The sequence below is a fragment of the Olsenella sp. An293 genome (genome assembly GCF_002159495.1).
In the GTDB taxonomy this organism is placed as follows: domain Bacteria; phylum Actinomycetota; class Coriobacteriia; order Coriobacteriales; family Atopobiaceae; genus Thermophilibacter.
The window spans coordinates 1-21,992 of sequence record NZ_NFIT01000014.1; the positions used below are offsets into that span (position 1 = coordinate 1).

Annotated in this window: 20 protein-coding genes; 3 read left to right on the forward strand and 17 right to left on the reverse strand. The window is 69.5% G+C overall.

The window, feature by feature from the left end; all coding sequences use genetic code 11:
- From recJ to B5F85_RS08880, 3 genes are all read right to left on the reverse strand, one after another.
- Window positions 1–1,756: single-stranded-DNA-specific exonuclease RecJ (recJ, locus tag B5F85_RS08870; protein WP_143786166.1), on the reverse strand; the 1,756-nt coding region annotated here is incomplete at its 3' end.
- A 163-nt stretch (window positions 1,757–1,919) separates the two neighbouring features.
- Window positions 1,920–3,059 (reverse strand): tRNA guanosine(34) transglycosylase Tgt, encoded by a 1,140-nt coding sequence (tgt, locus tag B5F85_RS08875; protein WP_087316459.1) that lies wholly within the window; start codon window positions 3,057–3,059, stop codon window positions 1,920–1,922.
- A 214-nt stretch (window positions 3,060–3,273) separates the two neighbouring features.
- On the reverse strand, window positions 3,274–3,546 hold the full coding sequence (locus B5F85_RS08880) for an HPr family phosphocarrier protein (RefSeq protein ID WP_087316461.1): 273 nt from the start codon (window positions 3,544–3,546) through the stop codon (window positions 3,274–3,276).
- Between the two features lie 230 nt (window positions 3,547–3,776).
- Here B5F85_RS08880 and B5F85_RS08885 point away from each other — a divergent pair, with 230 nt between their 5' ends.
- On the forward strand, window positions 3,777–4,994 hold the full coding sequence (locus B5F85_RS08885) for a hypothetical protein (protein WP_087316463.1): 1,218 nt from the start codon (window positions 3,777–3,779) through the stop codon (window positions 4,992–4,994).
- Window positions 4,995–5,037: 43 nt separating this feature from the next.
- Here the strand turns inward: B5F85_RS08885 and queA are convergent, their stop codons facing one another.
- From queA to B5F85_RS08905, 4 genes are all read right to left on the reverse strand, one after another.
- Window positions 5,038–6,204 (reverse strand): tRNA preQ1(34) S-adenosylmethionine ribosyltransferase-isomerase QueA, encoded by a 1,167-nt coding sequence (gene queA / locus B5F85_RS08890; protein ID WP_087316464.1) that lies wholly within the window; start codon window positions 6,202–6,204, stop codon window positions 5,038–5,040.
- A 264-nt stretch (window positions 6,205–6,468) separates the two neighbouring features.
- Window positions 6,469–7,443: a magnesium transporter CorA family protein gene (locus B5F85_RS08895; RefSeq protein ID WP_087316466.1), complete on the reverse strand. Its 975-nt coding sequence runs from the start codon at window positions 7,441–7,443 to the stop codon at window positions 6,469–6,471.
- 126 nt (window positions 7,444–7,569) lie between these two features.
- A complete protein-coding gene (locus tag B5F85_RS08900) occupies window positions 7,570–8,169 on the reverse strand; it encodes an epoxyqueuosine reductase QueH (protein WP_087316467.1) in 600 nt (199 codons plus the stop codon).
- Window positions 8,166–8,711 (reverse strand): DUF3267 domain-containing protein, encoded by a 546-nt coding sequence (locus tag B5F85_RS08905; protein WP_087316469.1) that lies wholly within the window; start codon window positions 8,709–8,711, stop codon window positions 8,166–8,168. Before B5F85_RS08905 ends, B5F85_RS08900 begins: the two co-directional genes overlap by 4 nt.
- A 295-nt stretch (window positions 8,712–9,006) precedes the next feature.
- Between B5F85_RS08905 and B5F85_RS08910 the strand changes: the two genes are divergently transcribed.
- Both B5F85_RS08910 and B5F85_RS10705 read left to right on the forward strand, forming a co-directional pair.
- A complete protein-coding gene (locus tag B5F85_RS08910) occupies window positions 9,007–11,028 on the forward strand; it encodes a class I tRNA ligase family protein (protein WP_087316471.1) in 2,022 nt (673 codons plus the stop codon).
- A gap of 125 nt (window positions 11,029–11,153) precedes the next feature.
- Entirely contained in the window at window positions 11,154–12,644 is a 1,491-nt protein-coding gene (locus tag B5F85_RS10705) for a bifunctional alpha/beta hydrolase/GNAT family N-acetyltransferase (RefSeq protein ID WP_158094593.1), read from the forward strand.
- A gap of 238 nt (window positions 12,645–12,882) precedes the next feature.
- Here B5F85_RS10705 and B5F85_RS08920 read toward each other — a convergent pair whose 3' ends face one another.
- The 10 genes from B5F85_RS08920 to B5F85_RS08965 all read right to left on the reverse strand — a co-directional run bounded on the left by B5F85_RS08920 (window position 12,883) and on the right by B5F85_RS08965 (window position 21,849).
- Window positions 12,883–13,923, reverse strand: coding sequence for a DUF4179 domain-containing protein (locus tag B5F85_RS08920; RefSeq protein ID WP_087316473.1), 1,041 nt, complete (start codon window positions 13,921–13,923; stop codon window positions 12,883–12,885).
- Entirely contained in the window at window positions 13,907–14,413 is a 507-nt protein-coding gene (locus B5F85_RS08925; RefSeq protein WP_087316474.1) for a sigma-70 family RNA polymerase sigma factor, read from the reverse strand. The genes B5F85_RS08920 and B5F85_RS08925 overlap by 17 nt, the downstream gene beginning before the upstream one ends.
- Window positions 14,414–14,501: 88 nt before the next feature.
- Window positions 14,502–15,893 (reverse strand): ATP-binding protein, encoded by a 1,392-nt coding sequence (locus B5F85_RS08930; RefSeq protein WP_143786167.1) that lies wholly within the window; start codon window positions 15,891–15,893, stop codon window positions 14,502–14,504.
- Window positions 15,894–15,973: 80 nt separating this feature from the next.
- Window positions 15,974–16,654, reverse strand: coding sequence for a response regulator transcription factor (locus B5F85_RS08935; protein WP_087316478.1), 681 nt, complete (start codon window positions 16,652–16,654; stop codon window positions 15,974–15,976).
- Window positions 16,655–16,695: 41 nt separating this feature from the next.
- Entirely contained in the window at window positions 16,696–17,391 is a 696-nt protein-coding gene (locus B5F85_RS08940) for a PhoU domain-containing protein (RefSeq protein WP_087316480.1), read from the reverse strand.
- On the reverse strand, window positions 17,391–18,185 hold the full coding sequence (gene pstB / locus B5F85_RS08945; RefSeq protein ID WP_087316482.1) for a phosphate ABC transporter ATP-binding protein PstB: 795 nt from the start codon (window positions 18,183–18,185) through the stop codon (window positions 17,391–17,393). The genes B5F85_RS08940 and pstB overlap by 1 nt, the downstream gene beginning before the upstream one ends.
- A 13-nt stretch (window positions 18,186–18,198) precedes the next feature.
- The gene (locus B5F85_RS08950; RefSeq protein WP_087316484.1) at window positions 18,199–18,999 is read right to left on the reverse strand and encodes a phosphate ABC transporter ATP-binding protein; all 801 of its coding nucleotides are present in this window, start codon (window positions 18,997–18,999) and stop codon (window positions 18,199–18,201) included.
- A complete protein-coding gene (gene pstA, locus B5F85_RS08955; protein WP_087316486.1) occupies window positions 18,996–19,925 on the reverse strand; it encodes a phosphate ABC transporter permease PstA in 930 nt (309 codons plus the stop codon). The genes B5F85_RS08950 and pstA overlap by 4 nt, the downstream gene beginning before the upstream one ends.
- Complete coding sequence (gene pstC, locus B5F85_RS08960; protein WP_087316488.1) at window positions 19,918–20,817, reverse strand: phosphate ABC transporter permease subunit PstC; 900 nt, start codon at window positions 20,815–20,817, stop codon at window positions 19,918–19,920. Before pstC ends, pstA begins: the two co-directional genes overlap by 8 nt.
- An 81-nt stretch (window positions 20,818–20,898) precedes the next feature.
- A complete protein-coding gene (locus B5F85_RS08965) occupies window positions 20,899–21,849 on the reverse strand; it encodes a phosphate ABC transporter substrate-binding protein (RefSeq protein WP_087316490.1) in 951 nt (316 codons plus the stop codon).
- Between the last annotated feature and the right edge of the window lie 143 nt (window positions 21,850–21,992).

The window sequence follows — 21,992 nt, forward strand, 5'->3', positions numbered from 1 at the left end:
CATCTATCGTGACGACCCCGTCGAGCCCCCCGCCGCCGGGGTCGTCACGATAGATGATGTCGCGGACCATGAGCTTGGGCTTGGTCCTTCCCTGCCAGGTCTCGTTCACCGCCTCGAAGACGAGGTCGCACGAGCCCTCCCAGGAGACGGCGCGCTCCGGGTCGGGCACGCGGAACATGATGGCCGCGACGGAGCCCGTGGCGTCGGTCGCCGTGAAGCGCAGGTGCGCCCCGTCAGAGCCCACGAGCGCCCTCCCGCGCATGCCCACGCCGCGGGCCGCGAGCAGAGGCTTCTTGTTGCCCTGGCCAAAGGGCTGCAGCATCTCGAGGGCGTCGAGCGACTCCACGGTGAGCTCGCCGAGCTCGCAGAGGGCGGCGACCTCGCCCACGTCGACGAACTGCTCGTCCGGGAGGGCGTCGAGCACGGCGCCGAGGCGAGAGCGGAACTCGTCGAGACGCGCCGCCTCGCAGGTCACGCCCACCGCGCCGGCATGGCCGCCAAAGCGCACGAGGACGTCCGAGCACTGCTCGACGGCGTGAAAGAGGTCGACCGAGCCCACCGAGCGGCCCGAGCCGCGGGCGACGCCGTCCTCGGCGATGGTGAACACGATGGCGGGGACGTGGTAGCGGCTCACGAGCCTCGAGGCGACGATGCCCTTGACCCCCTCGTGCCAGCCCCGTCCGCCCACGACCACCACGCGGTCGCCGTCGCGGTGGGTGCGCTCGGCCTCGGCGAGCGCGGCCTCGGCGAGCGCGGCCTCGGTCTCGCGGCGCTCGGCGTTGATGGCCTCGAGGCGGCCGGCGAGGATCGTGGCGTCCGAGACGTCGTCGGTGAGCAGGAGCTCGAGCGCCACGTCCGTGGAGTCCATGCGTCCCGCGGCGTTGAGGCGCGGGATCAGCGAGAAGGGCAGCGAGTCGGCGCCGACGGTCGCAAGGTCGAGCCCCGCCGTCGCGGCAAGCGCCGCGAGCCCGGGGCGGGTGGAGCGGCGCATGCAGGCGATGCCCTCGGCCACGAGCGCGCGGTTCTCGCCCGTCAGCTGCATCATGTCGGAGAGGGTCCCGAGCGCCGCGACGTCGAGGTAGTCGAGCCACAGGTCGGGCATGCCGCGGCGGCCGCCGAGCTCGCAGACGAGCTTGAGGGCCACGCCCACGCCCGCGAGCTCGCGCGACGGGCAGTCGGCCGAGAGCTTGGGGTCGGTCACGGGAACGCCCTCGGGGACGAGGTCGGAGGGTTCGTGGTGGTCGGTCACCACGACGTCGACCCCCTCGGCGGTGAGCCAGGCGACCTCCTCGGCGGCGGCGATGCCGTTGTCGACGGTCACCACCAGGTCGGGGTCGCAGGCGGCGCGGACGCGCGCGAGCGCCTCGCGGGAGAGCCCGTAGCCCTCGCCGAAGCGCCGGGGGATGAAGGGGTGGACCTTCGCCCCGAGGCGGCGCAGCGCGAGCGTGAGCAGGCAGGTCGAGGTCATGCCGTCGACGTCGAAGTCGCCAAAGACGGCGATGGTCTCGTGAGCGTCGAGGGCGCGGCCCACGCGCTCGACGACCTGCGCCATGCCGGGGATGCACAGGGGGTCGGCCCAGTCGCGCTCGAGCGAGGGCTCAAGAAACGCCCGCGCCGCGCGGGGGTCGACGATACCCCGGGCGGCGAGCACGCGCGCGACGACAGCCGGGACGCCGAGCTCGCCGGCGAGCCTGCGCTCCGCCTCGGCGTCAAGCGGCAGCACCGCCCAGCGGCCGCCGCCCAAAAGACGCGCCATCTAGCGGTCACTTCCCGCGCGGCACGCGGCCGCGCGCTCTTCTCGCAACGTTGTTCTCATGATGTTGCCTCTTCTTCGAGGGGCGCTAGGCGCCGTGTTGATCGCCTTCATGATACCCCATGCGAGAAGCGCCGCCGCCCCGGGCCCGGCGGCGGCGCGGGCGCTACCAGTCTTGCGCCGCCGGCGAGTCCATCCAGTCCGAGAGAAACGAGGCGTAGGTCCCCGCGGAGATGGCCTCGCGGGCGCGACGCATGAGGTCGAGCAGGAAGAAGATGTTGTGCTGCGAGATGAGGATCGACCCCAGCATCTCCTTCTGGCGCACGAGGTGGTGGAGATAGGCGCGGCTGAAGCCGCCCGTGCACGTGGGGCAGGAGCACGCCGGGTCGAGCGGGCCGTGGTCGTGGGCGAAGCGCGCGTGGCGGAAGTTGAGCCTGCCCTCGCTCGAGAACGCCGAGCCCGTGCGCGCCGTGCGCGTGGGCAGGACGCAGTCGAACATGTCCACGCCGCAGGCGATGCCGCGCACGAGCGTCGTGGGGTTGCCCACGCCCATGAGGTAGCGGGGCTTATCTCGGGGCATGTGCTCGGAGACGAGCGGCGCGAGGGACTCGAACATCGTGTCGTGGTCCTCCCCCACCGAGTACCCGCCGATGCCGTAGCCGGGATAGTCACCCGACTCCTCGAGGTGGCGCAGGCTCCTCAGGCGAAGGTCCAGGTGCATGCCGCCCTGGACGATGCCAAAGAGCGCCTGGTTTGGGCGCGTGTGAGCGGCGTAGCAGCGGTCGGCCCACAGGCTCGAGAGCTCGACGGAGCGCTCCACCTTGCTGCGCGGGGCCGGATATCCCACGCACTGGTCGAGCTGCATCACGATGTCCGCGCCGAGCTTCTGCGCGATCGCCATGTTCTCCTCGGGCGTCCACGTGACCCAGCGGCCGTCGTAGTCCACGGCGCGGAAGCGCACGCCGTCGCGGGAGAGCTTGAAGAACTCCTCGTGGCTGAAGACCTGGAAGCCGCCCGAATCGGTGAGGATCGGGCCGTGCCATCCCATGAAGTCGTGCAGGCCGCCCATCTCGGCCACGAGGTCGGCGCCGGGGCGCATGGAGAGGTGATAGGTGTTGGCGAGCAAGATCTTGGTGCCGATCTGCTCGAGCGTGGAGGGGAGCAGGCCCTTCACCGTGGCCTTGGTGCCCACCGGCATGAAGATCGGCGTGGGGACGTCGCCGTGCGGGGTGTGCAGGACGCCCGTGCGCGCGTGGGTGCCGGGGTCCTCGGCGAGGATGTCGTAGGTGAAGAGGGTCTGGTCCATGTTGTCTCCGCTCATGGGAGGTCGGCTGGCGAGAAGGACGTGAGGTCCGGCGCTCGGACAGTCCTCGCCGCAAAGGACGCGGCCGCGGAGCTCGCGGCGGACCTCACGTCCTTCTCGCCAGCCGACCATAGTCGAAAGCACGGCACCCCATCCTACACAAAACGGCCCGACGCCGCAGGGACGCCGGGCCGAACCGATGTGGTTTTGGTTGCGCCTACTCGCCGAAACCGGAGTCGATGAGGGCGATGAGGGCGTCCAGGGCCTCCTGCTCGTCAGTGCCGTCGCAGGCGACCTCGACCTTGGTGCCGGTGCCGAGGCCGGCGGCCAGGATCATCATGATGGACTTGGCGTTGACGGGAGCGGAGTCCTTGTCAACGTTCTTGATGGTGACGTTGCACTGATACTTCTTGGCCTCGGTCACGAAGACGGACGCGGGACGCGCGTGAAGACCGGTGGCGTTGATGATGCTCGTCTGCTTAGAAACCATGCTGTGAACTCCCTTTCCAGATTTCCCAACTAAGGGGGACTATCTGTGATACCCCCGAAAACACAGGACACATATTAGCAAACGAACCATCGTTTGGCTGACGTTGTCTGCCAAGGTTACAAAGTGATGGGCTGAACGGATTGATTTGGCGGGGTGCGCGGTAGATGGGGCACAATAGGGACAAGGCTGCGAGCCGGGAGGAAAAGACGCCCGGCGGAGAGGGGTTCACCATGGAAGATCGCCAGAGCGCTCCGGAGGAGCCGCAGGAGAAGAGCCCCTCGAGCACGGCCGACGACGCCCTCGTCGCCGCCCGCGGGGCGGCCCAGAGCGCGGCGTCCCGGCTGCGGGAGGGGGTCAACGCCGTGCGCGACGTCCGTGCCGCCGCGCGCCGGCACTCCTCCGCACGCGCGAGGCTGCGCGAGATGACCGAGGCGCTCGAAGCCGACGAGGCCGCGCTCGAGCGCCGCGACGAGGTCGCGGCGACCTACGAGCAGATCGTCGAGGAGCAGGGCGCCGCCGTCGCCGAGGCGAAGGCGGAGATCTCGCGCCAGCGCGAGCTCGTCGAGCGCGCCGAGCAGCGGGCCGCCTCCCTCGAGGAGCAGCTCGAGCAGCTACGGGAGAACAACGAGGAGGAGCTGAGGCCCTACAAGCGCCTCGCCGAGACGGCCCGCGGCCGCTCCGAGGAGGCCTCGCGTGGCGTCTCCGAGGCTAAGCGCGCGGTCCGCACCGCCGAGGGCCAGGCCAAGGACGCCGCGGAGCGCCGTGAGCAGAGCATCTCCTCTGCCAACCGCGCCATAGACTCGTCCCAGGCGCGCCTGCGCAAGGTCGAGGAGGAGCTGCGCAAGGCACGCGACGGGCACGCCGCCGCCGGCGCCGTCAAGCAGCTGCAGGACGACGTCACCACCGAGCTCGCGCACGTCGAGGCGGCCCGTGCCGAGGTCTCCGTCGTGACGCGCGACGCCCAGTCCGCCGTCGACGCGGCCCAGACCCACCTCTGGACGCAGAAGAAGTCCCTCGAGGAGGCGCAGCGCGAGGCTGACGCCGCCCGTCGGGAGTACGAGAGCCGCAAGCAGGACTACGAGGAGCGCCTCGCCAGGGCGCGCGACGCCGAGGAGGACCTCGAGGACCAGATCTCCTCCCTGCGCAAGGAGGCCGAGGAGGCCAAGGCGGCCCACGACGAGGCCGCCGAGCGCCACGACGAGGCGCAGGCGCTGCTCGACGAGGCCGAGGAGGTCCACGCGACCCCCGAAGAGACGAAGCGCCTGAGGGCGAGCGTCGCCGCGCAGCGCGCCGAGATCGAGGCCCAGCAGGGCGTCGTCGACGAGCTGGCCGAGGGCGAGCGGAGCCTGCGCACGAGCACGCGCGGCTCAAGGCTTGTGCTTCTGGCGGCGGCCGTCGCCGTAGTCGTGGTGATCGTGGCGATCGTGGCCCTCATCGTCACGCGCTAGTCACGGGCGCGCGCGAGCGGGCGGCGCGGGGGCTGCCGCCCCCCTACACGATGAGCATGGCGTCGCCGAAGGAGAGGAAGCGGTAGCGCTCCTCGATCGCCTCGTGGTAGGCGGCCATGATCTGGTCGCGCGTGGCAAAGGCCGAGACGAGCATCATGAGCGTCGAGCGCGGCACGTGGAAGTTCGTGATCATGGCGTCCACCACGTGAAAGTCCGACCCGGGCATGAGGAAGAGGTTGGTGGTCGCGTTCTCACGCGCCACGATGTCGCCGGAGCCGACCGCGGACTCGAAGCGACGGGCCGCCACGGGTGGCTCGCTCGGCGCCGCGCCCTGCTCCCAGGCGCTCTCGAGCGAGCGCACGGACGTGGTGCCCACCGCGATCACGCGACGCCCCGCCGCCTTGGTCGCGCGCACGGCGTCGACGACCTCCTGGGGCACGTGGTAGCGCTCGGTGTGCATGACGTGGTTGGCAGGGTCGTCCTCGGTGACCAGCCGGAAGGTGTCGATGCCCACCTCGAGCTCGACCGTGGCCCAGCCCACGCCCTTCTCGCGGATTCGCTCGATGAGCTCGGGCGTGAAGTGGAGCCCGGCCGTGGGAGCCGCCGCCGAGTGCTCCTCGGCCATGGCGTAGACCGTCTGGTACTTCTCGGGGTCTCCCTCGTACTGGGTGATGTAGGGCGGCAGCGGAACGTGGCCCGCCGCGTGGATGGCCTCGTCGAGCGTGCGGGGCGCACCGTCTGCGCCCTCCCCCACCGGGGCAAAGCGCACGAGGCGACCTCCCTTGCTGCCCTCCACGAAGTCGACGATCTCGCCGGTGAGCACGACCGGGGCGGACTCGGGAGCGTGAAGGCCCCCCGCCCGGTACTCGATCACGGTGCCGGGCTGGCGCAGCCTCTTGCCGGGGTTGACGAGGCACTCCCAGACGCCTCCGAGGGGATCGACGTCCTCGCGACGCTTGAGCAGCAGCGTCTCACAGACACCTCCCGTCCCGCGCTTGCGACCCACGAGCCGCGCCGGCATGACGCGCGTCCGGTTGGCCACGAGCAGGTCCCCGGGCTCGAGGTAGTCGATGACGTCCGAGAAGCGCCGGTGCTCGACGGACCCGTCCTCGCGGTTGAGCACGAGCAGCCGGCACGAGTCGCGCGGCTCGGCCGGGGCCTGGGCGATGAGCTCGTCGGGCAGCGGGTAGTCAAAGTCATCGGTGCGCATGAGTGTCCTTTCGGCGGTTTTCCAGCGCTCTACGATAGCACTCCCGGACCGGCCCCACCGGCCGGCCGCCGCGCCTCCCACGGGCTCAGCGCTCGCTACGCTCGCTCGCTGCGCGAAGTCGCCCGTTGGGAGACGCGGCGGCCGGCCTACGCCCGTGCCCGACGAGAAGGTCCGCCGCGAGTTCCGCAGCCGCGCTCTTTGCGGCGAGGACTGTCTGAGCGCCGGACCTTCTCGTCGGGCACAGGCGCACCGAGGGCCCTCCCCCTAGTGCCAGAGACCCTTGCGCTTGAAGATCAGGGCCGCCACCAGGCAGCCGATCGCGGCCAAAAGCAGTGGGAAGGCCCAGTTGTCGAAGAGGGGGACGCCGTCGAAGGGCAGCTCCACGTTCATGCCGTAGAAGCCGAAGACGATGTTGGGGATCGCCATGACGATCGTGATGACGGAGAGGACCTTCATCACGATGTTGAGGTTGTTGGAGATGATGCTCGCGAAGGCGTCCATCGTGCCGGAAAGCGTGTTGGAGTAGATGTTGGCCATCTCGATGGCCTGGTGCACCTCGACGAGCACGTCCTCGAGCAGGTCCTGGTCGTCCTCGTAGAGCGGGATGATGCGGCCCTGCGCGATCTTGTTGAGCGTCACCTCGTCGGACTTGAGCGAGGTCGAGAAGTACACGAGCGACTTCTCGAGGTTGAGCATCTGGATGAGCTCCTCGTTTCTGACCGAGGCGTGCAGGCGGGCCTCGGTGTTGGACGAGAGGCGATCGATGCGTCGCAGGTAGACGAGGTAGAGCTGGCTGATGTGCAGCAGCGCCTGCAGCAGGAAGCGCGTGCGGTAGCGCGTGTCGACGCCGCGGACGCGGCCGCCGCGCAGGTCCGAGACGACCTCGTTCTCATGGATGCTGATGGTGACGAAGAGGCTCTTCTCGGGAAGGAAGACGAGCGTGAGCGGCATGGTGTCGTACTGCAGGGGCAGCGAGGCGCGCACGGCGCCGCCCTCCTCGTCGACCACGGGGTAGTCCACGATGACGAAGATCTGGCGGGCGTCCTCGTCGTAGTCGACGCGGGAGGTCTCCTCCTCGTCGAGGGCGGAGAGGACGAACTCGGGCAGCACGCCGAGCTCGCTCTCGAGCCAGGAGCGCTCGCCCTCGGTGGGGGCGACGACGTTGACCCAGCACCCCGGACACGGGGCCTCCACCCTCTCGATGGTTCCGTCGGATCCGGTAAGCAGGCACTCGATCATGTTCAACACCGTCCTTCTCGCCTCGAGGGGGTTTGCGGGCCCCACCACGGTAGCCCAACCCAACGGGGACGAGAAGGCCGGGCGGTCGCGCTTGCCAAATCCTTACAACAGGAGGCGGGCGGGGGCCTACGCCGAGGTCGCTCGCGCGGCGGCCTTGGCGGCCTTGCGGGCGTCGCGCGCCTCGTGGCGCTCGATGGCGGCCTCGGCGGCAGAGAACCGGCAGCCGCAGTAGTTCTGACGGTACATCCCCAGCTCGCGGGACTCGCGCGTGGCCTCGGGGTAGTACGGGCGGAAGTCGCGCCACACGGGCGTGAGGCCATGGCGCGGGGCGATCGCGGCGAGTATCTCCCCGCAGGCGTCGAAGAGCTGGTACGGGGACACGACGAGGGTCGTGGAGACGTGATCGAAGCCCCGCTCGCGCGCGACGCGGCACGCCTCCTCAAGGCGCAGGGCATAGCAGGCGCGGCAGCGTCGCTCGCGGTCGAAGCCGGCCGGCGCGGCAGCGCGCTCCCAGGCGGCGCGGTCCTCGCCGGCCACGATAACCTCCACGTGGGCGACCTCGTCGGCCCAGGCCCGCAGCGTGTCGAGGCGGCGCCGCCACTCGGAGACGGGCTGGATGTTGGGGTTGGTCCAGCAGATCGTGGGCTCGAAGCCCTCGGCGCGCAGCAGGCGCACCGGCTCGAGCGAGCACGGCCCGCAGCACGCGTGGAGCAGAAGCGGGGTCATCGGAGGCCCTCCCTGCGATCGCGGAGCAGGTCGAGGCCGGTCTCGGTGTCGCGCGCATGCGTGCAGCGGGGCTCGCGAAGCGCGGCGGCCGCCATCGTGAGGTCCCCCGCACAGCCGGCGAGGTGCAGGCCGGCGAGGAGGGTCGCGAGCGCGGGGCACCCCGCGGCGACGGCGAGCGCGGCGACGCCGGCGGTCACGAGCACGGCCGGGGCGAGCAGCACGACGACCATGCGCCAGCGCCGCGCGGTCGCGCCGTCGGTCTTGGTGTAGAGGAAGCTTTCCTTGAGGCCAAAGGAAACGCGGCAGCCAGGGCACAGCAGCTTGAAGGCGGCGCCGTGGACGAGCTCGTGGACGGGCAGCGGCACGAGGGCGCCTAGCACGAGCGCGACCCACCACCACACGCCGACCCCCTCGCCCAAGCCGAGCAAGAAGACGAGCGCGACGACCGCCGCCGTCACGCCCGCGCAGGCGAGCGACAGGCGCAGCACCCGTCGCTGCAGGTCTGGGTCGGTGAGTATGTCAAGGGTCTCGACAGTCTCCATGGCACCATCTTAGCCAATCGCCATCCAGGGACGCCGGGCGCCGCCCTGTTGGCACTATTTCCGCGAAGTGTGCTCCCTGCGCTCGGAGACGCCGCGGCGACCCCTTCTCGATGCTCGGCCATCTGGGCTTTTGCTGAGAATCTCGCGCAGTTTTTGGCGGGACTTCTGGCGCAACGTGCACTTGGCGCCAAAACTGCCAACGCGGCCCCACTCGACGTCCCCGTCCATCGCATTTTGCGCCCCCGCCAAGAAGTGCGAGAATAGGGGCGCTGAAACCGTCCTCGAAGGAGCGCACATGCCCGACACCCGCCCGAGCTTCCCCCGCCGCGCCGTCATCACCGGCGGCATGCCCTACGGTAACAAGAACCTGCACTTTGGCCACATCGGCGGCGTCTTCGTCCCCGCCGACTTCTTCGCGCGGTTCCTGCGCGACCGCATCGGGGCAGAGAATGTGCTCTTCGTCTCCGGCACCGACTGCTACGGCTCCCCCATCGCCGAGGGCTTCCGCAAGAAGGTCGAGAACGAGGGCTACACCGGGACGATCGAGGACTACGTCCGCGTCAACCACGACGCGCAGAAGGCGGCCCTCGACGCCTACGGCATCTCGCTCGACCTCTTCGCGGGATCGGGCCTCGAGCCCGCGCGCGACGCCCACGCCCGCCTGACCGACGAGCTGATCCGCCGCCTTCACGAGCGCGGCTACCTGCACCGCCGCACCACGCGCCAGTTCTATGACGTCGAGGCCGGAACCTTCCTCAACGGCCGCCAGGTCCAGGGCCGCTGCCCCGTGCGCGGCTGCAAGTCCGAGAAGGCCTACGCCGACGAGTGCGACCTCGGCCACCAGTTTGACCCCGAGGAGCTCATCGCCCCCGTCTCGCAGCTCACCGGCACCACGCCCGAGCTGCGCCCGGTCGACAACTGGTACTTCGACCTGCCCGCCTTCCGCGAGGAGCTGGAGCGCCTGATGGACGAGTGGGACCTCGACCCGCAGGTCCGCGCCGTCGTCACCAAGACCGTTCGCGAGAGCCTCGTCGATCCCGTCATCTACGTCCAGACCAAGTTCCGCGAGGCGTACGACACCGTCGCCGCCGATCTTCCCGCGCACACGCTCGCCGAGGCCGAGAAGGGCCAGCAGTCGTTCTCGCTCACCTTCGCCGGGTGGGAGGAGCGCGACGAGGCCCGCGAGAAGCTCGACGCCGCCGGCGTGCGCTTCCGCACCGGCAAGTGCCTGCTGCCGCTGCGCATCACCGGCAACATCGACTGGGGCGTGCCCGCCCCCGACCTCGAGGGCAGCTCCGGCCTCACCGTGTGGGTGTGGCCCGAGAGCCTCTGGGCGCCGATCTCCTTCACGCAGACGGCGCTCGGGCTCGCGCCGGAGGGCCGCTACTCCAGCTGTGACTGGCACGACTGGTGGTGCTCCGAGGACGCCCGCGTCTACCAGTTCATCGGCCAGGACAACATCTACTTCTACTGCGTGGCGCAGCCCGCCCTCTGGGAGGCGCTCGACTGGGGCCTCACGCAGGACGTCCCCGTGGCCAACTATCACATCCTGTTCATGAACAAGAAGGCCTCGAGCTCCGGCAAGATCGCCCCGCCGATGGCCGCGGAGCTTCTGGACGCCTACACGCCCGAGCAGCTGCGCGCGCACTGGCTCTCCCTGGGCCTCGACCAGAAGGCCGTCTCCTTCAACCCCAAGGCCTTTGACACCTCGGTCTCCCACAAGGACAAGGCCACAGGCGAGGACGTGCTCGTCCGCGACGACCCGCGCGTGGTCGACCCCGCCCTCAAGGAGAGCGCCTTCCTGACCAACATCTTCAACCGCCTGGCGCGCAGCTGCTTCTACGGCGCCGCCAACGTCTGCGACGCGCACCTGCCCGCCGTCGCCCCCGCCGCCGAGGCCGTCGAGGCCGCGCGCGACGCCATCCTCGCCTTCGAGCGTCGCGCCTACGAGTTCGACGCCCATGGTGCGCTCGGCGTCGCCGAGGAGTACGCCCGCGCCGCCAACAAGCGCTGGGACGACGCCTCCAAGGCCGCCAAGGGCGACGACGCCGCCTACGAGGCCGCGCTCGCCGACGCCTTCGTGGCGCTGCGCGCGACCGCGCTGCTCATGCATCCGGCCGTACCCTTTGGGTGCGAGAAGATCTGCGAGCACATGGGCTTCTCGCCCGAGCTCTTCTTCTCCTGGGAACACGCCTTCGACGGCCCGGCCGATCTGGCCGCCGCCTGTGGCGAGACACCCGAGCAGCACCAGATCGTCCCCCTGCCCCCGCGCTTCGACTTCTTCGAGAAGCACCCGTCGCAGGTTCGCCCCAAGTAGCGAGAGGGGCGGGGCGAGAAGGTCCGGCGCTCAGACAGCTTGCCGCAAAGGGCGCGGCAAGAACTCGCGGCGGACTTTCTCGCCCCGCCCGCACCGGATCGACCTTTTCTATCGAAGGGACTTACATGTTGGTCATGCCGCCGCCCGTGCACGTACCGCGTCCGTACGCGCTGCCGACCGTCCCGCTCGTGGCGCGCGTGGAATGCCCCATGCCGGACGGGGCGACCATCGTCGCCTGGACGTATGCGCCCGAGGGCGTGACGGACGCGCCGGGGACGCCCTTCGGCATCGACCTCTGCGTGCCGCCCGTGCTCATGCTGCACGGAAACGGCGAGGAGCACGGCATCTTTGGTCCCGTGATCGACGCCGTGTGCGCGAGCGGGCGCTCCGTCATCGCGGTGGACTCCCGCTCGCAAGGCGCCTCCACGCGCGGCACGGCCCCGCTCACCTACGAGCTCATGGCCGACGACGCCATCGAGGTCTGCGCGCGGCTGGGCGTGCCGCAGGTCCACGTGCTCGGCTTCTCCGACGGGGGCATCCTGGGACTTCTGCTCGCGCGCGACTGGGGCGCGCACGTCCTCTCCCTCACCGCCCTCGGCGCCAACCTCACGCCCGCGGGCCTGCCGAAGGAGGACACCGACTGGATGGCCTTCGCCGCCGCGGAGAACCGCCGCTGGGCGAAGGAGGGCCACGAGGGCGCCGAGCTCGAGGACGGCACGCCCGTCCCCTCCCCCGTCGAGTCCGCCCGCATCGCCGAGTTGCTGCAGCTCATGGTCGAAAACCCGCAGATCGACGCCGCCTCGCTCGCGGGCATCGACTGTCCCGTCACCGTGATGGTGGGCGAGTTCGACGAGATCTTGCCCGAGGAGACAGGCCGCATCGTCGACGCGATCCCCGGCGCCATCAAGGTCGTGGAGCCCGGCATCGACCACAACCTGCCCAAGATGGCGCCCGAGGCCGTGGCGCGCGAGCTTTTCGCCTGCGTGGCGAGAAACGACGAGTGCCACGAGGCGCACGTCGTCGAGCCGCCCGCCGACCTCGCCTTCTGTCGCATCCCCGTCTCGGGCCTCTGGGCCGAGAAGCTCGACGAGCTCTACCGCCGCGTGGACGCCGATCCCGGGACGTCCGGCTGGGTCCAGGACGTCTGGCCGCCTGCCGGCATGGCGCGCGAGCTCCTGGCGGCCGGCGCGTACTGGGGCGCGTTCGAGGCGAGCTCGGTCCGAAACGACAGGCCCACCGATGACGCCGCCCTGCTCGGCGCGGTGGCGGTGAACCATGACGCCGCCATGGGCAACGGTCGCGCACCCGGCCACGGCTCCGGCCTCGGCGGGCCCGGCTGGAGGCGGCACGCAAAGAGGGACGTCGCCGGCTGGCACCTGCTGGCCGTGGACCCCGCCGCGCGCGGGCGCCACGTCGCCGACGCCCTCATCGCCGCCGGCACCCTCGCCGCTCGCGAGCTCGGCGCCAAGGTGGTGCGCCTCAACACGAACGTCGCCAACGTGCCCGCCAACGCGCTCTACGCGAGCCGCGGCCTCACGCGCCACCGCCCGATCTGGCTCCCATACCCGGGGCTGCCGTTGCCCGGCTGGTCCAACCTCTGGGAGCTGGAGCTGTAGCACGGCGCGTTCTTCTCGGCGCCCTGCGCTCCTCGGCGTTGTGTACACGACCCGGCGTCGTGTACACCGCCCGAAAGTTCCTTCTCAGCAAACTCGCAGGTAGACGAGCTGCCGAGAAGTGCGCACAACGCCGGGTCGTGTACACAAGGCCAAAGCGTGCGCACACCCCCGGCGAGCGCGAAGAGCGGCGGCCCCGAGTCGCCGGGACCGCCGCGCGGAAGGGGCGCTCCGAAGCCGCCTACGCGCCCGGCTCGATCCAGAGGTCGCCCACGCGCACGCTCGCGACGTCCTCGACGTCGATGATCCGGTCGAAGCCCATGCCCTTGGACATCCGAGCCGTCCCGCCCGCCTCGAGCGTCTCGCCGGCGCCGCCGGACCACGTGGCATCGATGGAGGGGCCGTCCTCGAGCGTGACCACAACCGGAATGCTGAGCTCCCAGCCCTGCCGGCTGGTCTCGAGCGGCTCGCCCGAGAGCGTGTACTCGACGTGGACGCCGATCGCGGAGAGCGTCAGCCGCTCGATCGTCACGTCGCAGCCGTTGTAGGTGGTCTCGAGCCCGCTCGCCAGCTCCACGGAGGTGTCCTCGTACTCAAGCGGCACGTCGAGCTCCCAGGTCCCCGCGGCGATCGGCTCGGCCGAGCGGCCCTCGTCGCCCCACCCATAGAGGTCATGCAGGGTCACGTGGGCCGTCTGGCCGGCGAGCCCTCCCTCCGTCTGGGCCCAACACAGCTGCACGAGCTGCAGGGCGGGGTCCTCGGGGTCGGCGTCGTAGAAGTAGGAGCTCATGCCGCCGGAATCGCTGCCGGAGACGAGCGGGAAGAACGACCCCTCAGGCCCCAGCGCCAGACCGACCTTGCCATCCTCGAAGCGCTCGACGTCGTCGAAGAGCGCGGGGTCATTCGGGTCGAGGGTGTAGACGACGGCGTAGAACGTGTCGTCGCCGATCACGGCGGAGACGCAGACCGTGACCCCGCCGTCGGTCGCCGACGCCCCGGCGACGCCCGCCATGCGGGACACGTCCTCGACCTGCTCCTCCCCCATCCCAAAGACGTCCTGGAGAAACTCCGCCGCAGCCCCGAGCGCGCCCGTGGCATAGGCGGTGACCGCGCCCGCCCCCAGAACGAGCACGATGCCGGCAGCCGCCGCGGCGCGCGCGGCCCAGGGGCGCCGGCGCGACGAGGCCGCGGCAACCAACCCCTTGACCAACACGCTTTTCTCGACGGGCGAGAAGGACAGGGCGTCGAGGCCCTCCCGATACGCGTCAAAGGTCTTCTTCATCGTAACCAACCTCCTTGAGCAGCACCTTCAGCTTTGCGCGGCCGCGGCTCAGGCGCGCGGCGGCCGCGTCCTCGCTGCAGCCGCACACCCGGGCGATGTCACGAACGGAGTAGTTCTCGTAATAGCGCAGGAAGATGGTCTCGCGGTACTCGAGCGGGAGGCGCATGACGGCGCGAAAGACGAGCGCGGGGAGCGCGCGGGCGTCGACGGTCTCGGGAGCGGCGGGCTCCGCCACCTCGTCGAGCGCGACGGTCGGCCGCGAGGCGCGGCGGCGCAGCAGGTCCTTGCAGCGGTTGGCGGTGACGCGCACCACCCAAGCGCGCTCGTGCTCGGGGCCCTCGAAGGCCTCGGCGCGGCCCAGCAGCCTGAGCAGGACCTCCTGGCAGACGTCCTCTGCGTCGGCCTTCGAGCCAAGGTAGGCGTAGGAGAGGCGCAAGATGAGGTCGGCGTAGTCGTTGACCAGCCGAACGGCCCGCTTCTTCGCGCGCATGTCCCCTCCTCCCCTCGTCGTCTCTACCTACGATACGCACGAGGGGCCGGAAGCTGACAGGATTACTCGAGAAGGGCGCGCCGGGCGCTCACGCCGCCGGCGGGAACAGCACGGTGATCGTGGTCCCCTTGCCGACCTCGCTCTCGAGCTTGATCTCGGCGCCGTGATAGGCGGCGGCGTGCTTGACGATGGCAAGCCCCAGGCCGGTCCCGCCCATGTCGCGGCTCCTACCCTTGTCCACGCGATAGAAGCGCTCGAAGACCTTGGGCTGGGCCTCGGCGGGGATGCCGATGCCCGTGTCGCTCACGCGCAGCGCCGGGCGGCCGTCCACCGGCAGCGCCCAGACGTAGACCTTGCCGTCCACGCGGTTGTAGCGGATGGCGTTGTCGCAGAGGTTGGTCACGAGCTCGTCGAGCAGGCGCGCGTTGCCGCGCACGGGAGAGGAGACGCCGCCCACGCTCACGGAGACGCCCGCCCTGCGCGCCTTGGGGCCGAGGCGGTCCACGACGTCACGGGCGACGGAGAGCAGGTCGACGGGCTCCGAGGAGCCAAAGAGCTCCTGGTCGCCGTTGCGCTCGGAGTCGTCGAGTTTGGAGAGGGTGAGGATGTCGCTCACCAGCTCCGAGAGGCGGTGCGCGTCGTCGTAGATGCGCCCGGCGAACTCGGGCACGTCCTTCTTCTTGGCGATGCCGTCACGGATGAGCTCTGCCGCCATCTGGATGGAGGCGATGGGCGTCTTGAGCTCGTGGGTCACGTTGGCCGTGAACTCACGGCGCAGGTCGGCGGCGTCCTGGACCGCCCGCATGCGGTGCAGGAGCTCCTCGTGCTGCTCGTTCAGACGCGTGACGAGGGGGTCGAGCTCCACGTAGGGCGCCACGCCGTCGCCGGAGGACGGGTCGATCTCGAGGATGGGGCGCACGAAGCGCTGCGAGAGCCGTCGCGACACCACCCAGCTCGCGGCCACGAGGACCACGGCGAGCAGGGCGAGAAGGACGAGGTCCTGGAAGAGGAAGGCCAGTACCCCGGCCCGGTCGACGGATAGGCGCATGACCTGGCCGGACTCGAGCCGCGCTGCCTCGTAGAGGCTCGTGTAGCCCACGGTGTCGCTCGCGCGCTCGGCGGCGCCCGAGCCGGTCTCGAAGGCGGAGATCACCTCGGGGCGGTCGCCGTGGTTCTCGAGGCCGACGGCCTGCGCCTGAGAGTCAAAGGTGACCGAGCCGTCGGGGTCGATGAGCGTCGCGCGGATGTCGCCGAGCTCGAGCGCCGAGAGGACGGCCGCGTCGTCGTCGGTCTGGTCGAGCAGCGAAGCCAGGGTCCGGCACTCGGCGGCGAGCTGCTCGTGCTCGTCGGCGAGGAAGGCAGACTGATAGAGCAGCGAGGCCGCCGCGGTGACCACGACGGCCACGGCGGCGCACGCCGTGACGAGCGCCACGAACATCCTGTGCGAGAGCGATCCCTTGCCCCCTGGCTGCCTGGTCATCTGCCCTCCCTCGGTCTGACAATTCGGGCTGTGACAATTAGGACAGGTTGAATTGTCACAGCCCGAATTGTCACACACGCCTAGTCGCGCACGCGGTATCCGACGCCGCGAACGGTCTCGATTAGGTCGGACGCGTCGCCGAGCTTGGCGCGGATCTGCTGCACGTGCACGTCCACAGTGCGCGAGCCGCCGTCGAAGTCCCAGCCCCAGACCCGCTGGAGCAGCGTCTCGCGCGAGAAGACCACGCCCGGGGAGCGCATGAGAAACTCCAGCAGGTCGAACTCGCGCATCGTGAGCTGGACCTCCCGGTCCCCGACGGTGACCTCGCGGCGCTCGGGCCACAGGGTCACGTCGCCGGAGACCAGGGAGGCGGGCTTGTCCTGCACGGCCGCCTCGCGCCCGGAGCGACGAAGCAGCGCGCGCGTGCGGCTCACCATCTCCATCATGCCAAAGGGCTTGGAGAGGTAGTCATCGGCCCCGGAGTCGAGGGCCTTCACGGTGTCGAGCTCGGTGTCCTTGGCGGTGAGCATCATCACGGGGACGTGAGAGAGCCCCGGGGTGCGGCGCAGGCGGGCGAGGATCTCGAGCCCGTCGGCGTCCGGCAGCATGATGTCGAGAAGGACGGCGTCGGGCGTGCGCTCCACACAGGCGCGACGGAACTCGGCGTCGTCGGCGCAGCCGCGCGCCTCGATGCCTCCCTGGCCGAGGGCATAGACCGTCAGCTCACGGATGTTCTTGTCGTCCTCCACGTAGTAGACCACCGCTGTTTCCTCCCGACGCCCGGAACTATCCCTACTTTACCCTACTCCGCGGACGGAGCCTGCCGCTGGCTCTCCTTCTCGGCGACGGTGTGCTCGCCGGTCACGCGGAAGATGGCCCAGGCGGCGATGCGCTTGGCGAGGTCGCCCATGCGCTCGAAGTACTTGGCGACCATGAGGAGCTCCGGCAGGTACTGGGCGGAGGACTTGCCGTCGCGGATGAGGGAGACGAGCTTCTCCTCGACCGTCACGTAGAGCTGGTTCACGGCGGCGTCTGCCTCCATGACCTGCTGAGCGGCCTCCACGTCGGGGGCGCAGAAGGCGTCGACGGCCTTCTGGACCATATTGGCCGCGCCCTCGCTCATCTGCGTGATCTCGGCCTCGATCTTCTTCGACGCCTTCGCCGGGATCTCCTCGGTGAGAAACACGGCGTCGCGCGTCATCGAGTCGATGTGCGAGAGGTCGCTCACCATGCGGAAGGCGCCAGAGACGAAGCGCAGGTCGACGCCGATGAGCGGCTGCTGGAGCAGCATGATGTCGAGGCAGGTGTTCTCGATGGCCGAGCGCAGGCGGTCCTCCACCTTGCGCCCGTCCATGACGCCCTCGGCGGCGCCCTTGTCGCCCTGGGCGGCGAGGCCCGCCGCACGGATGTCGGCCACGGTCTTCTCGCCAAAGCGCTTGATGTACTCCTCGACCTCGTTGAGCTGGTCGGTGAACTTGGTGCGGGTGCTGATGACCATTAGCTGAACCTCCCGGAAAGGTACTCTTGGGTGCGCTGCTGCCTGGGGTTGCCAAAGAGCTCGCGGGTGGGGCCCTCCTCGATGAGCTCGCCCAGGTAGAAGAAGGCGGTCTTGTCGGCCACGCGCGTGGCCTGCTGCATGTTGTGGGTGACGACGACCACGGTGTGGTCCTCGGCGAGCTCGCACATGAGCTGCTCGACCATGCTCGTCGAGATGGGATCGAGCGCCGAGGTGGGCTCGTCCATGAGCAAGATCTCGGGGTCGGTGGCAAGCGCCCGCGCGATGCAGAGGCGCTGCTGCTGGCCGCCGGAAAGGCCGAGTCCGCTCTTATCGAGGTCGTCTTTGACCTCGTCCCAGAGCGCCGCGCGGGTGAGGCAGCGCTCGCAGATCTCATCGCCCTCGGACTTGGAGATGCGGCGCATGCGCTTGGGCCCGTAGAGGATGTTCTCGCGGATGCTCATCGGGAAGGGGTTGGGGTGCTGGAAGACCATGCCCACGTAGACGCGCAGGGCGTTGGCGTCCATCTGGAAGATGTCCTTGCCGTCAAACTCGATCGTGCCCTCGGTGCGCACCGACTCGACGAAGTCGCACATGCGGTTGAACGTGCGCAGCAGCGTGGACTTGCCGCAGCCGGAGGGGCCGATGAAGGCCGTCGCGCGGTTGCGGGGAATCTCTAGGTTGACCTTCTTGAGTGCCTGGAAGTCCCCGTACCACAGGTCGAAGTCACGGATGGTGATGGCCGTCTCGGCCTCAGCGATGCTGCGGTGGGAGTCATCGATGATCGTGGTGTCCATTGTCGCTCCCTTCTTAGCCGAAGCGGCCGGTCAGATAGTCGACCAGGCGCTGGTCGTGCGGGTCGCGGAAGATCTGCTGCGTGGTGCCCGTCTCCACCATGTCGCCCACGTAGAAGAAGGCGGTGCGGTCGGAGACGCGCGTGGCCTGCTCCATGTTGTGCGTGACGATGATCTCGCAGATGCCCGTCGAGGCGATGTCGCGGATGGTCTCCTCGATGGCGAAGGTGGAGATGGGGTCGAGCGCCGAGCAGGGCTCGTCGAAGAGCACCACGTCCGGCTTCATGGCGAGGGTGCGCGCGATGCACAGGCGCTGCTGCTGGCCGCCGGAGAGCGCGTGGGCGGACTGCCTGAGCTTGTCCTTGACCTCGTCCCAGAGCGCCGCCTGCCGAAGCGACGTCTCCACGAGCTCGTCCTCCTCCTCGCGCGTCCTCACGCGACCGTGCTTCTTGGGGGCAAACAGGATGTTCTCGCGGATGGACTTACGGAAGGGCGTGGGCTGCTGGAAGACCATGCCGATGGACTTGCGCAGCTCGAAGAGGTTCTCCTTGGGCGTGTTGATGTCATGCCCGTGGTAGAAGATCTCCCCGCCGACGGAGCACTTGGGGATCTCGCGGTTCATGAGGTTGAGGCAGCGCAGGAACGTGGACTTGCCGCAGCCCGACGGGCCGATGAGCGCGGTGACCTGGCCTGCCTCGAAGGTGAGCGAGGTCTTGTGCAGAGCCTCGTGCGTGAGGTCGTAGGTGACGGTCACGTCGCGCGTGGTGAGCAGGGAGCCCTCGGCGGGCGTCGCCTGAACGGTGGTGGCGTCTGTCATTCTGCGGTCAGCCTCCTCGAGAGGAGCTTGCCGAGCAGGCGGGCAAGCAGGTTGAACAGGAGCACGCAGACGAGAAGGACGGTCGCCGTGCCCCAGACGATCTCCGTGGAGCCGGCCGTGGGCTCGGAGGTGAGTCGCCAGATGTAGACGGCGAGCGAGCAGGCCGGACGGAAGATGTTGAACGGGTTGGTGGGGCTCAGGAAGTTCACGGACGCGAAGTTGAGGCGCGCGGGGGCGGAGCCCGCGGTGAAGATCAGGGCGGCGGCCTCGCCGAAGACGCGGCCCGCGGAGAGCACGATGCCGGTCACGATCGCGGGCATGGCTGCGGGGAGCAGGACGTTGATCGTGGTCTCCCAGCGCGTGAGGCCCATGGCGAGCGCGGCGTCGCGCTGGCTGCGGGGAACGTCCTCGAGCGCCTGCTGGATGGTGCGCACCAGGATGGGGATGTTGAACATCGTGAGCGCGCACGCGCCGGCGAGAATCGAGATGCCCCACCCGAGCGTCACCACGAAGAAGAGCGAGCCGAACATGCCCACGACGATCGACGGGAGCGAGGACAGGGTCTCGATTGCCGTCTTGGCCGCGGAGGTGACCCAGTTGTCCGGCGCGTACTCAACGAGGAAGATGGCCGCGCCGAGCGAGATGGGCACCGAGATGACGAGCGTGACGAGCAGCATGTAGAAGGAGTCCCACAGCTGGTAGAGGATGCCGGGGACGACCTCGTCGTTGTAGGGGTTGGTGAGGAAGCCCGGCGTGAGCGCGCGGCCCGCGCCGCGGACCAGGATGTAGGCGATGATGGCCACGACGAGCAGCATGACCAGGCCCACGATGACGGCGAGGACGCCGGTGGCGACCTTGTCCTGTGAGTCGATGCGGCGCACGTGCGCGTCGAGCGCGACGGAGCGCCCGCTCTTCTCGCTAGCCATTGGCCTTCGCCCCCTTCCGGCCGATGAGGTGGATGATCAGGATGAAGATGAGCGACATGGCCAGCAGGATCAGGCCGAGCGACCACAGGGCGTGGTAGTAGACCGAGCCGGAGACCGCGTTGGAGAGGCCGGCCGTGAGCGCCGCCGTGAGCGTGGACGCGGGGTCGAGAAGGCCCATGGGCATCGAGCGCTCGACGCCGCCGATGACCATCTGGACGGCGAGGGTCTCGCCGAAGGCGCGGGTCATGCCCAGGATGACGGCCGTCATGAGCGAGGGCAGGGCGCTCTTGAGCACGACGTGCCAGGTGGTCTGCCAGCGGGTGCAGCCCAGAGCGTAGGAGCCCTCGCGGTACTGGTTAGGCACCGCGCGCAGGGCGTCCATCGAGAGCGTGGTGATCGTGGGGAGGATCATGATCGCGAGCACGAGCGAGCCGGAGAGGATGCCGGCGCCGGTGGGCGCGGCGTCTCCGAAGATCGCCTTGATGAGCGAGTTGATCACGTAGAGGCCGAGGACGCCGTAGACGACCGACGGGATGCCCACGAGCAGCTCGATGAACGGCTGGAAGACGCGGCGGCCAAAGGACGGGGCAACCTCGACGACGAAGATCGCCGATCCGATGGCCACGGGCAGGGCGAAGGCGGTCGAGAGCAGCGTGACGGCGAAGGAGCCCACGATCATGGGCAGCGCGCCATAGCGCTCCTGCTCGGGGATCCAGTTCTGGCCGAAGAAGAAGTCAATCGGGTTGAGGCCGTCGACGAAGAACGTGGTGAGGCCCTGCTGGGCCACCATGAAGATCAGCGTGACGACAACGAGCGCGACGAGCGCGACGCAGAACCCGGTGACGCCCAGTCCGATGTTCTCGAGCCTCCGCTTGGGCATGAGGTTTGCCATATGGAGGAGCCTTTCTCGTCAAGGAGGCGGCGGCGTCCCCAGCACGTCAGGGAACGCCGCCGCGGGAAGGGTGATGCCGGGCTACGCGGCGGTGATGTTGCCGTCGGCGTCCTTCTTGACCTTCATGTCGGCCATGGGGATGAAGCCCTCCTCCACGACGGTGGCCGCGAAGTCGTCGGAGAGCATGAACTCGATGAAGGCCTTGGTCACGGCGGCGGTGGACTCGTCCTCGTCCTCGCGGGTGTACATGTGCTCGTACGCCCAGATGGTGAAGTCGCCGGACTCGACGTTTTCCTGCGTGGGCTCGACGCCGTCGACGGTGAGGGCCTTCACGCCGTCGTTCTCCATGTAGTTGAAGGCAACGTAGGAGATGGAGCCGGAGGTCGCGGCGACCTGCTCCACGACGGTGCCCGAGGAGTCGACCTCGGCGACCGGGCGGAAGCTGTCCGGGGCGACCTCGCCGCCGAGGACGGCGGCCTCGAAGGTGGCGCGGGTGCCGGAGCCGGCCTCGCGCTGGATGACCTGGATGGTGCCGGCGGTGCCGCCCACCTCGGACCAATCGGTGATCTCGCCGAGGAAGATGCCCTTGAGCTGGTCGGTGGTGAGGTCGGTGACGTCGACGTCGGCGTTCACGATCGGGCCCATGCCCACGATGCAGACCTGGTTGTCGACGAGGCCCTCGAGCTGGTCGGCCTCGAGCTTCTCCTCGGCAAAGACGTCGGAGCGGCCGATCTGGACGGAGCCCTCGGCGACCTGCGAGAGGCCCTGGCCGGAGCCGCCGCCGGAGATGGCGACGGAGACGTCGGGGTTGGCGTCCTGGAAGGCGTCGCGGGCCTTCTCGACGAGCGGCTGGAAGGAGGTGGCGCCGGAGCAGGAGATGGAGCCGACGAGCGCGGCGCCCTCGGTGCCCTCGCCCTCGGTGCCCTCGGCGGCGGGCTCGGTGGAACCGTTGCAGGCGGCGAGGCCGGCGAGAGCGGCGGTGGCGCCAAAGGCACCGATGAACTGACGACGCGAGAGATCGAACTTGGACATGAACGTATCCTTTCCCGTGGATGTGGCCCAACCCAAGGGGGCAGGACCGGTTCGCTTGCATCCTAGGTTCTTCTCGCCCGCCGCCGGGACCTCGCCGCCCACCCATTACGGGAGCCTGACCGTGGCTTACACGTGGCTTACAG